The following is an 11934-nucleotide window of genomic DNA, read 5'->3' as shown; positions in this document are numbered from 1 at the left end:
CCAGGTCGAGCCCGGTGAGCTGCGGGTGCACCACGTCGACGCGGTGCCCGGCCTGGCTGTGCGCGGTGGCGGCGACCAGGTCGAACTCCGGGTGCCCGGCGATCAGGCGCAGCAGTTCACCCCCGGCGTACCCGCTCGCTCCGGCGACCGCGACTCGGATCCCCATACTCACCTCCGCATGACTATGCAGCGAAGATTAACAAGGGCGACTCACGAGTGCAAGTTCATGCAGTGCAGTGCATGGTAATGAACAGATGAATCACGCTGATCAACGCCGTGGGTGTCCTCTGCCAGACGATCCTGGCAGAGGACACCGAGTGTCAGTTCACCCGCTCGGACAACCCGTGCTGACGCTCGTACGTCCTCAGGGCCGCATCCCAGGCCTCCGTGTATTCGCTCGGCCCCATACCGAGATCACCATGTCCACGCACCGCCTCTCGGAGCAGTTTGATGAGGTCAGGAACCGCCTCTCGACGTTCCTCCACGTACCGGCGGAACACCTCGGCGAACTGCTCACCAGTCAACCGCGCCGCATGCGAGGTCACCGGATCGTCCTCAAGATTCTGCAGCACCGCACACCAGCGACGAGTCAGCTCGTCCGCCTGGGTCGCCCTGATCTTCTGCAACTCATGATCACACTCAAGCCTGATCCGATCCTCCCAGTACGGCCGGAGGCGTTCCCGTACTCGCTCGTCCGGGCTGACGCGAATGAGCACACTGAAGTACGGCACCAATCCCTCGCGCGGCCAGCGGTGGCCACCGAGACGGCCGTTCAGCGCGCGCTCGAGATCGTGCGAGCGGTGAGGTTCGTGTTCACGTGCCAGATCCACTGCCCGCTCCCGGACAATTCCGGCAGCCCACCCCAGGTAGCGGTCGGCGCGGAGTCGAAGCTCCTCATACGCCATGTTCTGCGCGGTCCAGTTGTAAACGACGTGCAGCCGGAAATCGAACGCGTCGCCCTTGGCGGGCACCAGGATCGGCCCCGGGACATCCTGACGGAACGTCGCCGTGGTGGGGACGACTGGCGGTGGTGGGGCTGGAGGTAGGGGAAGCTCAGCTGGCGGAAAGAGCACATGCCACCAACGACGACGGTCCACCTGTGTGGGTACGGGTGGTCTGGTGCCGGGACCACCAGGCGGATTCATGATCATCGCATCTCCTCATCGATCAGGCGTTGTACGTCGTCGAGCAGGCTGTTGTGGGGCATCACGGGGCGCCATACGTGGTGGAGCTGATGGTTCAGGCGATGACGCAGTGCAGGCTGTCCAGCGATCACGTGACGCACGAGTTGAAGGCAGTGGCCGGCGACGACCGTCTGCCGGTCAGCCCGGTCCAGCCAGAATCCGAGGGACCGCCACGAGCGGTATGCCGTCCGCGGCAGGCTGAGGGCGGTGGCCCAGAGCACGGCCAGGTCGGCCAGACGGATCGTCCCCTGATCGACCAGGTACAGCAGCTCCGGCCAATGTTCTCTGGGCGGTTCCGTCCAACGGTCCGCGAGCACCCGCAGAGTCCGCGCGGCGTGGAGTTGCACCTCGGGATCGCCGGAAGCGGTCCAATCCACCAGCGCCGGCACAACACTCGCCGCGTGATCATTGCGGTACACCTCGACCAGCCCTCGGACGACGGAGTCGTTCCACCGCTGCATCCGGGCATGCGCCACCTGGCGCAACTGCACCAACGCCGCATCCGGCCAGAGCTGGGCCAGCCCGAGGCTGTACGCCCGCGCCACGGTGTCACGTAGATGAGCTGCCGGGCCGGCGGTCCACCTACCGAGTTCGGTTCGGACCCGATGCTGCAACGTCGGCTGCATGGCCATGGCGACCAGCACGATGGCCGCGGCCTGCCGAACGCCGGCACGCCGTTCCCGGGCCAATACTCCGACCGTGTCGAGGGCCGCTTGTACATCGCGGGTCGCCGACCAGCCGATGGCTCCGGCGGCGGCCTGTCGGACCGCCGGAAGGTCTCCCCGAATCAGGTCCGCCAGCCAGCCGAGGAGCTCTGCCGGAGACCACCATTCAGCCCACGCGACTTCCAGCAACGCCGATCTGAGCGGCTTCGTCCCCGCCGGAAAGTCGATCCGGCACCCACCCGGCACGCGTACGTCGCTCAGCCGGGTGACAGCCTGGCTCAGTGTCGACCCCAACAGCGCCTCGATTGCCGACGCACGCAGGGGTACACCGATCGACGCCACTTCCTGAAAGTGCAGTCGGGCCAGACGTTGAGCTGCCTGGTGTATCTCGGCCACGGGCTGTCCGGCGAGCACGGCGCAGGACAGGCGGAACGCTCGCACGTCCTCGGCCGTGAACCCATCGATCTCATCGCCGCCGCGTCGCAGGTCGAGGATCTCGACGGCTCGCTCTCGAAGTTGAAGCGGCAGAAACTGCTCCAGCCGCTCCGTCAGGGCGCCAGCCTTGGGAGCGGTCCGGGCGATCGTCTCGACGACCTTCAGGACTTCGCCGGGTGAGGGCTCTCCGGCCAGGTAAGCCGACAGCAGTGGATGTTCGGCGCAGTCCACATCCACGTACTGTTCCAGGCAATGCCCGTCGCACGTGTCCACACACCAGCCGACACACCGCCCGGCGAGTTGATGGCGAAGTTGCGCCCGAAATACCTCAGCTGCCGGGGCTGCACGGTGTTCCACAACGTGGCCGACGAGGTCGTGTCTCCGTCGGGAGAAGTCCCCTGCCAGGACCAGTGTCGTGCCTGATGTCGCAGCCCTGGCAGCGAGCGCCACGAGTGTGAACCCGTCGACCTCGCGGAGTACGACCTCGCTCAGCCGGAGCACGTAGCCGTGACCGGCGGGTAAAGGCGTCTCAGCGCCGAGCAGATCGGACAACTGCTCGACACCGAGCACACGGACCCGGCCAAAGCCGTGTTTCCGAGCCACTGCCAAGGTGGCCGAAGTGATCAGTCCACTCCCGACCGGACCGGAGAGGCAGACCAGGTGGTGGAGCTGGAGATGGTGGTCGATTCGGTGATCACTGGGCGTGTTCGCGTACCCGCTGGCGATGTCGCGGACCTTGGCCTCGACCAGGGTTTCGAACCAGATGCGCCCAGCGCCGTCGGATCGCGCGGCGGTGACGTTGACCGTCCCGATCGCGACGGCGCCATGACCGGTAGCGTTCTGCCCCTGAACCCGAACATCGCCGACGTCGATGCTCGACCCACCCAGTAGGCCAGCGAGCCCGCGCAGCACGTCGGTAGGGTCAAGGAGGTCCTCAGGTTCGTCTACCTCCTCCTCCGGCGGCTCCTCGGGCAGTCCCTCTGCCGGGCCCGGCTCGTCCTTGCCATCGCCGGGACCTGTAGCTGTTGATCCGTCCCGCGATCCGCCCAGCACAACATCGTCGTCGTCACCACTCGGTTCATCGACGGCCGGTGCCTCCAACACGTTGTGCGGAAGGTTCTCCAGATCCCACTCCGTCGCAGCGGAGGCAGTGGGGTGCCGACCGGTCATCGGGGATTGCCTCGCCCCGTGCCGAAGTTCGTGTCGCGACCAAGCGAGCCGATCGCCGTCGCACCGTGACCGATCGCGTTCTGCCCCTTGACGCGGATATCGCCGGTACGAATTCCACCGTGATCCGCCGCCCTGTTCGCTGCCTCCGCCTCGCCGTTGTCCGCCGACTCCTCCACAGCCTGGGCGGAGCCTTCACCGTCGGGGGGCACGACGCCCGGGACCGAGACACCGCTGAGATCCTCGTCCACCACACAGAGCCAGGCGTGCTCGCGGAACTCCTTGTCCGGATGGGCCACCTCGATCCGCAAGAAGCGCTCAGGTCGCATCTCTTCCGGATACTCGCTGACCACGTCCCGGAAGATCTCGGTCGACACAACGAGAGCCACCCCGGCCTCGGGAAAGGCTGCCAGGGCCTTCTTGACGGGATCGGCCTCGCACAGGCGACAGACAAAAACGACGGCGTTGCCGGGGAAGCCGTTCGCACCGTCCAGGTGCACCAAACCCTGATGTACGGCCACCCGAAGTCGGATTCGGGCAACGGGGAGGCGGCTGCTGTTGTGGCTGCGCAGCCGCCGGTTCAGCTCCGGCACGAACTTACCGATGACACGAGACTCGGACACTTCGCGGGGCACGATCGCCAGCTCGCCGTCACCCGCCTGCTGAGTTGTCCAGGCCACGCGGTCCAAGCCGACAGTGTCAGCGGCCTCGTGCAGCAGCTCGCGAAAATACCGTTGCGCCTCATACTGCTGCAGGTTGCTTCGTCGGCTGTACCGTTCCATATCCACAGAGATCAACAGTCGACGCTCGGGATGTTGCATCAAACTCCCGCCCTTCGTCACCCGGCTCGCCCAACAAGCGAGCACCGCAGGAACCATCGAACCGCCGAGGGCTGATCGGGATCCCGTAGAAGTACGGCATCGTCTCGGGCTGTCGAGAAACGGTCATCCCGTTCTGTTCGGGAGTCAGGCAGAGACCCGCACGGTGTCCTTGTCCCATGAGGACGAACCTGTTTGAGCTGCTGCTGGCCCTCGAATGGTCACCGATGGCTGTGCTGGTGTTGATTGCCGTCCGCCTGCTGGTCGAAATCGTCGCCGCCACAGGGGCATCGCGCTGCGCACAGGAACGGCTACGCTTCGGCGGCTGTCAGTGGAGGAGGCTGAGGCCGCAGATGCGACGACCACGCGAACTGTCCGCCGGCGAGTGGCCCTACGGCACGTTCCTGCAACGGCTCGCGCCGCCAGTCAGAATGACGCTACTGGGCCTGGGCGTTCGTCGTCAGGTTCCCGCCGGGCAAATTGTGATCCACGAGGGCATACGGGAATCACACCTGGTACTCCTCGAAGAGGGCCTGACAAAGGTGACAGCTTCCCTGCCGGACGGCCGGTCCGCTCTGCTGTCCCTCCGGGTGGGCGGTGATCTCGTCGGCGAGATGTCGGCGCTGAACAACGCACCCCGCTCCGCGACCGTCACGACCTGCGGGCCCGCAAGGTACAGCGTGATCCAGCCGGACCGGTTCAAGCAGTTCCTGAAGGAACACCCAGACGCCGCCCTCGAACTCGCCGCGATGGTGTCCGACCGGCTGCGGTGGTCCAATCGACGGCGGATCGACTTCACGTCGTACCCGGTGAAACTGCGTGTTGCCCGAGTGATCGCGGAGCTTTGCCGGACCCATGGACGACAAGGGCCTGATGGCATCATCATCGACGTCCGACTCACGCAACCCGACCTGGCGACCATCTGTGGCGCCTCCGAGACCGCGATTCAGAAGGCGCTACGGGAGCTACGGACAGACGGCCTGGTCGACACCGATTACCGCCGGATCACCGTCCGCGATCTGTCGAGCCTACGGAAGCTCGGCAACCTGGAATCTAGCGAAGATTGAGGGTCTCCTCCTGCGTCCTTAGGAGCAGACCCGTCGAACCCGTCAGTCGTGGCACCCGGTGACGCCGAGGCGCTCAGCCGCGACAGCGAACGCCGCGTCCGTACCACGACCATCTCCTCGGCGGTGAGCGTCCGGTCCGGTGCCCGGCCTGGCTGTGTCCGGTCGCGGCGACAAGTCAAACTACGGGTGCCCGGCGATCAGGCGCAGCATCTCACCCCCGGCGTACCCGCTCGCTCCGGAGCGGCGGGATGACGGTCGAAGAAGTACGGCAGCCAACGCCGACAGAACGCGCCGAACGGCCGGACCGCCGGACAGACCCGCCGGCTGAGGCCGGACAGGGACACCACGTCCCGCCGGTCGGCCTGGTTGAACAGGCCGATGGTGACGTCGAAGACGCCGCGTTGCACGGCTGCCTGGACACCTGCGGCCAGAATGTCCGCATCCACCTCGTCGACGGTGGCGTCCCGCCTCAGCAACTCGCCGGCCACGGCCGGCAACAGGTTGTTGCCGATGACCGTGATCAGTTTCGGGTTCGGCGCGAGATCGACGACTGACGACGAGTAGCCGGAGACGTTGACGAAGGCCTCGGTGAAGGGCAGCAGGACCTTCGCCGTGCCCCAGCCCTCGATGAGTTCCGCCGCCGACCGCGACACCTCGGAGACCAGGTACAGATGGCTGGCGAGGACGGCGTACCGGACCCGCGGATCAGCGGCCAGCAACTGCGCGATCCGGAACTCCTCAGCGCTGAAACAGAGCCGGGCGAGCATGTACACGCGGGCCAACTCCCGCGCCTCGGCGGTCGTCAACAACACCTCGGCCGACCCCGCCCCCTGCGCGGGACCGCCCGGCGACGGCCGGCGCGAGCGACGGCCCTCCTCGCCCGCGACGCCGATCGCGTCGTCAAGCGTCGAGAGGATGCGCTCGGCCGGCAGCGGTACGGCGTCCGGGCCGCCCCGACACCGTCGGGCAAGGTCCGGCCAGTGCGTCGACAAGCGGCTCATGACATCCCGGCACGCCTCGGCGTGAGACTGGCCCCGTCGTGACGCGAGCCGCTCGATGCCCCGGAGCAGGTGCGCGGCCGGTGAGCCCGGGGTGGTCTCCTCGCGTAGCCGAGCGACAGCGTCCGGCAGGCTCCGGCCGGCCGTCAGCCCGAAGTAACCGTCGAGGGTGTCGAGATCGGCAGCGCCGAAGCGCACCGCCACCGATTTCCCGGTCACGACCCGCTCCCAGTAGTACGCGCTGAGCGCGACGGGATCCGCCAGCAGCGCGCCGAGATCGCCGGACTCCGGCGAGGGTCGCCCCGGCGGCAGCACACCCCGCAGCAGCGTGCGAACGAAATCGTCGTTGCGCGCGGTCACCTCGGCGGAAGCGGCCTGAAACCAGACCTCGGACGCCAGCTTGGCGGTCTGCCTCTCCTCGTTCACGGATTCGAGATAGGTGTCCAGCTTCTCCTTCTCCGGAGGTGCCGGGCATCGTTCGCCCAGCGAGGGGGCCGCCAACCGGATGTACATCCCGAACAACTCGCCGGTGATCTCGCGGCCCGGAGCGCCCAGGTCGAAAAGGTCGTCGGCCAGCACGGAGCCGAGGGCACCGAACACACACCCGGTGGCCAGAGACGCGTCGTCGGCGATGTCAGCGGCCGCGACGCACAGATCGACGATGAAGCGTCGCAGGGACAGCGCTGCCGCGTTCCCGTCGGTCGAACCCCAGACCGGGCCGGCGGGCCGGGACGCCACCGCCGTCGACAGGAGCTGCCGCAGAGCTACCAGCGCGTCGTGCAGCTCATCGGCGAGTTCGCTGACCGGCCGGCCCGGCGCCGCGGACTCCGCGCGCAGGACCGCACCGAGGTCGTGCCGCGTGACGATGTCCCGGATGTGCTCCGGCGTCATCTCCCGGATCACGATCCGCGCCCGCTTGCGCACCTCCTCCCGCAGGTCGGTGTAGAGCGGCATGTTGAGAGCGCCCTGCAGGTCGTACTGCATGCGCAGGACGAGGCGCTGCACGAGGGGCGTGTCGTCGTCGACGGCCGAGGCCAGCGTGGCGCGGCGCAGTCGGTCGAGGGAGACGCCCGCGCTCTGCCGCTCGTACCAGGCACGGAAACCCTCGTCGCGCAGGAGATGCCGGTCCGGGTCGACGACGAAACCGGGCCGGGAAGCGGCGGCCGCGAGCGCCGCGACGACCCGCGGCATCTCGTCGGCGAGAAGCTCCAGGAAGGAACGCCCGTCCCCGCTCGCCAACAGGAACCGGTCGAGAGCCGACCCCGGAAGGTCATTGGCGCCGAGGAAGCCGGTGCCCTCGTCGGTCCGGTGGAACGCCGCCATGATCGCGCTGCGTGGCCCGCCGGCGGACGTACGGTACCGGTGATGGACCAGCCGACTCGCGGCGAAGATCGTGTGACACGGCGCCGGGATGTCCTCAAGATGGACGACTCGCGGGAGGCCGTCGTCGAAGAAACGGGCCTGGGCGGCGAGCGCCTCGTCCACCCGGGCCTGCGAGGGAAAGATGCAGCTGTCCTCGTCGCTCCACACGGTGCCGTCGTCGTCCACGTAGCACTGCCGCAGGAGCCGATTCGTGCGGGGCAGGTAGGTGAGCCCCTGCCCCGAGGGCCCTCGACCGGTGCCCATCGTCCAGGTGACGATCACCTTGAACTCGTCCATGAAGGGGCTGTTGTCGACGTGCAGGGTGTTGTCCCGCGCCACGACGTCGAGTGGCTGCGTGTCCTTGGCCCGCAAGTCGATGATCTTCACGGGCCCGCCGAGGGCGTGCGCGACGAGCGCGACCAGCAGCGGATGGGAGAACGCCTCCCGGAAGTCAGGGTGCTCGACCAGGGAGCCCGCGTCGGCGACGTTCAGGTAGTTGTGCAGCGAGCCACGGCTGCCCCTGGTGTCGATCGCCGAGTCGTACACCCGCCGCGCGCTGTCGAAACGCTCGGGTGGGACGAGCCCGGCGACGCTGAGGGCACCCTCGGCCGCGAGGTTCCCGCTCAGCGACGTGAAGGTGTTCCGCAGGAGCGGGCCGTCCGCCTCCGCCCGGCAGGCTCTGTCGACCATCGCTTCGATATCGTGGCGGAACCTCGTGGCTTCCCGCTCCCGCCGCAGTTGCCGATAGGACGCGGGGCTGGCGAGCTCGTCAGCCGGGACGAGCGGCGCGTACCGAGGACTCATGTCGCCGGACTCCCGACCACCAACGTCGACTGGGTGAGATCCGGGTAGTGCTCCAGGCGGGCCAGTGCCCGTTGGACCTCTTCCACGGCGCTCGCGTTCCCGCACTGACCGTACGCCTGCTCGAGCTGGCCCAGGATCGTCCGGACGGAACGGAAGTTGCCGAGGGACTCCTCCACCCGCCAGGCCCGCTCCAACCAGGTGCAGCCCTCTTCGACCTCGCCCGACCGCAGGCCGGTCGCGCCGAGCAGACGCAGGGCCAGAGCCCGGCCGTAGTCGTTGCCGCGCTCCTCGCACATGGCGAGGCTGCGCAGGCCGAGCCCCCGGGCCCACGAATGGTGGCCGGTCTCGTTCAGGGCTCGGGCCGCGTCGTACAGACCCCGGGCCTCGCGGACGACGTTGTTGCCGTTTCTCGATTCCCGGGCCGCGCGCAACCCCCAGCGGAGCGCCTCCCGGTGGTCACCCGACCGGAGGCAGAGCTCGGACATGGCGTGATGCGACGACGCCCGACCCGAGTCGTCGCCGGACGCCGCGTCCAGCGCCATCGAGGCGCGCAACTGCTCCTTCGCCGGCTCAAGCTGGCCGATGTCCGCGAGGGCCCGTCCCAGTGCGCGTCGGGACAGCGCCTCCATCGCCGGGTCGCCGGCGGCCGCCGCGGCGACAGCCTCCCGCTGGACGGACAGCGTTCTCGTGACGTCCTGTCGCCAGTAGAGGAACGTGTTGACCGCCCGCGCGAACCGGGTGATGAAGGCGAAGTCGTCGTCGGCCCGGGCCTCCTCGATGAGGTAGGTCATGGACGCGGTGATCGACTCGAACCAGGAGAGGGCCTGCGCCACCGTGAGGCTGACCGATCCGACGACCGCCAGCAGCTCCTGGTCCACCGGCAGGGAGTCCCGGTGCGGATCGATGGCGCGATCGGCGGCGTAGCTCAACGCCAGGTACACGGTGCGGATGCGGCGCGCGGTCAGCTCCTGCTCGGCGGGGTCCAGCACCTGCCCGAGCGTCTCCGCGAGATAGGCCTTCATCAGGTCGTGGAAGCGGTAACGGCCAGGGCTGATCTCGTCGATCAGGGATGCCAGGCACAGGGCTTGAAGACTGCGGTCACACACCCGCCTGGGCTGGTCGAGGACGAGGCACAGCACCGCGACCGAGCATTCGTTGCTGGGCAGCATGGACGCGACGTAGAGGACCTTCGTCGTCGCCGCGTCGAGGTCGTCCAGTGACCAGGAGATGACGCGTCCGACCTCGATGCCCAGACCGGCGTCGTCGAGGAAGCGAAGTGGGCTCTGCTCCTCCTCGATTCCCCTCGCCGCGTCGTCGATCGTCCAGGTGGTCTGGATGGCGAGCTTCGCCGAGACGATTGCCAGCGCCAGCGGATGCCCCTCCAGAAGCTGCACGATGCGCCGGGCGGCGGCCTGCTCCCGTTCGACGCGGACGAACCCCACACGTTCGGCGATGAGCTCCACCCCCTCGTCGAGGGTCAGCAACGGAAGTTTGATGACCCGGGCGTCGTGACGAACGCTCATCTCGGGGATCGCCCGGCGGCTGGTCACCACCAACACCGACCCGAAGCCCGGCACCAGGTCCCGAACCTGCTCGTAGGAACCGACGTTGTCCACGATGACGAGGCAGCGCCGGCCGGCGGTGACGGCGCGGAAGACGCCGCCCCACTCCGCCTCGTCGTCAGGAAGGTCGGACCGATTGATCCCCAGCGTGGCCAGGAAGCTACGCAGGGCGTCCCGGGCCTCGATGCGCGGTGTACCGGAGTACGCGCGCATGTCGACGAAGAACTGCCCGTCGGGATATTCGGCGATGCGCGAGCTGGCCCAGGCCACCGCGAGGGTGGTCTTTCCCGAGCCGGCCAACCCCCAGAGCATGCAGCAGCGCGAGCCCGGCGTCGTCATCGCCTCGTCCATCTCGTGCAGCAGGTGGTGCCTGCCGACGATCCTCCCGATGCCGCCCGGGAGCATGTGCGGTGGCTCGGGCACGCGCGCGGCCGTGCGCGGCTGTTCGACGTAGATCGCGCCGGAGGTGCCCACCTGGAGGACCTGGTGCGCCAACAGGCCCTCGGCGACGTTGTGCGACGAGCTTCCGGAGGCGGGCTCCATGTCGGTCACCTTCCGGCTACATCGTGATGTCGCCGACGCGCTGGGCCTGCACCAGCTTGCCCACGTTGCTGGAGGCCACCACGTTCGTGTTGCCAGCCGGCGTCGCCCCCTGCCGGAGCTCCCGCAGGAACTCCGGATCCTCGGCCGCGAGACGGGCCAGAAGCGCACGGAGCTGAGCCACGTCGTCCGCCGAGGCGTCGCCCCGCGTGACCCGGTCCAGCGATTCGAGCATCCCCGCCGGCTCGTCCCCGCGGACGAATCGCCGCCGGATCATGTCGACGAGAGCCGCCCCGGACCCCTCGGCGATCTTGACGAGCGCCCCGGCGACAATTGCCTCGATCATGCGCTGCTCCTTGACCTGAAGGCCTGCGACAGGCGTCGGCGCTCACCCCTTCGCCAGGCAAGGCTACCGATTCGTGTGGACCTCGGAAAGGCTCGCGAGACGGTCGGCAACGTCGACGCCGAGCCCCCGGCCGGCCACCCGAACGCCGTCTTGTATCGACGTCGACACATGCCATTGGCGACGGATGCCTGGTGCCCCGCCACCGCGACCTGCCAGGGGACACCGTCGCCGACGGCGAAGGCTCGCGCGGCCTGTCGGAAGCCCGACACGGCGGAGCCGGCGGCGACACGACGACGGCCCCGCTACCCGCTGCCGGGTACCGGGGCCGTCGAGAGTCGCGTCAGGCGCCGCGCAGGGTGGCGCCGAGGCGCTCCGCCGCGACGGCGACCGCCGCGTCCCGTGCCGCGACCGCCTCCTCGACGGTGAGCGTCCGGTCCGGTGCCCGGAAGGTGAGCTTGTACGCCAGCGACCGGCGGCCGGCGCCGAGCTGCGCGCCGGAGTACACGTCGAACAGCCGCACGTCCTCCAGCAGCTCACCGGCGCCCGCCTCCAGCGCCCGGCGCACCTGCTCCGCCGGCACCGACTCGTCCACCACCAGAGCCACGTCGATCAACGCCGGCGGGAAACCGGAAACCGTCGGCGCCGGCGTCACCGGGGTCGGCGGCAGCGTGTCGAGGTTCAGCTCCATCGCGCTGGTGCGGCGGGGCAGCTCCAGCGCCGCCACCACCACCGGGTGCAACTCCCCGGCGTGTCCGACGACCGAGCCGTCGACCCGCAGCTCGGCGCAGCGACCCGGGTGCCACGGGGCGTACTCGGCGGCACGCACCTCGACCCGCTCGTCCGGGATCCCGGCGGCGGCCAGCACGTCACGGCCGGCCTCGATCGCGTCCGCCCAGCCGGCCGGTCGACCCGCACCCCACCAGCCGGCCGGGTCCAGGTCGCCGGAGAGCACCACCGCGACGTGCACCGGCTGCGCCGGCACCACC

The 11934-nt window shown here is 68.8% G+C and carries 7 protein-coding genes and 2 pseudogenes; 1 reads left to right on the top strand and 8 read right to left on the bottom strand.

What is annotated here, in order from left to right:
- The 4 genes and pseudogenes from ABZ749_RS17355 to ABZ749_RS17340 form a co-directional block, all read right to left on the bottom strand.
- A pseudogene (locus ABZ749_RS17355) lies at positions 1-166 on the bottom strand (N-acetyl-gamma-glutamyl-phosphate reductase); the annotation flags it as partial.
- Positions 167-320: 154 nt separating this feature from the next.
- Positions 321-1151: a hypothetical protein gene (locus ABZ749_RS17350; RefSeq protein WP_357228824.1), complete on the bottom strand. Its 831-nt coding sequence runs from the start codon at positions 1149-1151 to the stop codon at positions 321-323.
- A complete protein-coding gene (locus tag ABZ749_RS17345; protein WP_357228821.1) occupies positions 1148-3454 on the bottom strand; it encodes a hypothetical protein in 2307 nt (768 codons plus the stop codon). Before ABZ749_RS17345 ends, ABZ749_RS17350 begins: the two co-directional genes overlap by 4 nt.
- Entirely contained in the window at positions 3451-4272 is an 822-nt protein-coding gene (locus ABZ749_RS17340; RefSeq protein ID WP_357228818.1) for a hypothetical protein, read from the bottom strand. The genes ABZ749_RS17345 and ABZ749_RS17340 overlap by 4 nt, the downstream gene beginning before the upstream one ends.
- Before the next feature lie 176 nt (positions 4273-4448).
- Between ABZ749_RS17340 and ABZ749_RS17335 the strand changes: the two genes are divergently transcribed.
- Positions 4449-5336 (top strand): Crp/Fnr family transcriptional regulator, encoded by an 888-nt coding sequence (locus tag ABZ749_RS17335; RefSeq protein ID WP_357228815.1) that lies wholly within the window; start codon positions 4449-4451, stop codon positions 5334-5336.
- Between the two features lie 197 nt (positions 5337-5533).
- On the opposite strand, the gene ABZ749_RS17330 is transcribed toward ABZ749_RS17335, so the two are convergent.
- The 4 genes and pseudogenes from ABZ749_RS17330 to ABZ749_RS17315 form a co-directional block, all read right to left on the bottom strand.
- Entirely contained in the window at positions 5534-8386 is a 2853-nt protein-coding gene (locus ABZ749_RS17330) for a hypothetical protein (protein ID WP_357228813.1), read from the bottom strand.
- A 110-nt stretch (positions 8387-8496) separates the two neighbouring features.
- Entirely contained in the window at positions 8497-10605 is a 2109-nt protein-coding gene (locus tag ABZ749_RS17325; protein ID WP_357228811.1) for an NB-ARC domain-containing protein, read from the bottom strand.
- A gap of 16 nt (positions 10606-10621) precedes the next feature.
- Complete coding sequence (locus ABZ749_RS17320; RefSeq protein ID WP_357228808.1) at positions 10622-10948, bottom strand: hypothetical protein; 327 nt, start codon at positions 10946-10948, stop codon at positions 10622-10624.
- A gap of 340 nt (positions 10949-11288) precedes the next feature.
- Positions 11289-11934 (bottom strand): annotated as a pseudogene (locus tag ABZ749_RS17315) (phenylalanine--tRNA ligase subunit beta); the annotation flags it as partial.

The organism is Micromonospora sp. NPDC047753 (assembly GCF_040642735.1).
Classification (GTDB): Bacteria; Actinomycetota; Actinomycetes; order Mycobacteriales; family Micromonosporaceae; genus Micromonospora.
Note: the sequence above shows the minus strand (reverse complement) of the source record. Positions and strands in the feature narration are given on the sequence as shown.

What these genes read in the sequence shown, in the direction of transcription:
- ABZ749_RS17350 (WP_357228824.1), bottom strand. Translation starts at nt 1,151, where the DNA reads ATGATCATGAATCCGCCTGGTGGTCCCGGCACCAGACCACCCGTACCC.
- ABZ749_RS17345 (WP_357228821.1), bottom strand. Translation starts at nt 3,454, where the DNA reads ATGACCGGTCGGCACCCCACTGCCTCCGCTGCGACGGAGTGGGATCTG.
- ABZ749_RS17340 (WP_357228818.1), bottom strand. Translation starts at nt 4,272, where the DNA reads ATGCAACATCCCGAGCGTCGACTGTTGATCTCTGTGGATATGGAACGG.
- ABZ749_RS17335 (WP_357228815.1), top strand. Translation starts at nt 4,449, where the DNA reads ATGAGGACGAACCTGTTTGAGCTGCTGCTGGCCCTCGAATGGTCACCG.
- ABZ749_RS17330 (WP_357228813.1), bottom strand. Translation starts at nt 8,386, where the DNA reads ATGGTCGACAGAGCCTGCCGGGCGGAGGCGGACGGCCCGCTCCTGCGG.
- ABZ749_RS17325 (WP_357228811.1), bottom strand. Translation starts at nt 10,605, where the DNA reads ATGGAGCCCGCCTCCGGAAGCTCGTCGCACAACGTCGCCGAGGGCCTG.
- ABZ749_RS17320 (WP_357228808.1), bottom strand. Translation starts at nt 10,948, where the DNA reads ATGATCGAGGCAATTGTCGCCGGGGCGCTCGTCAAGATCGCCGAGGGG.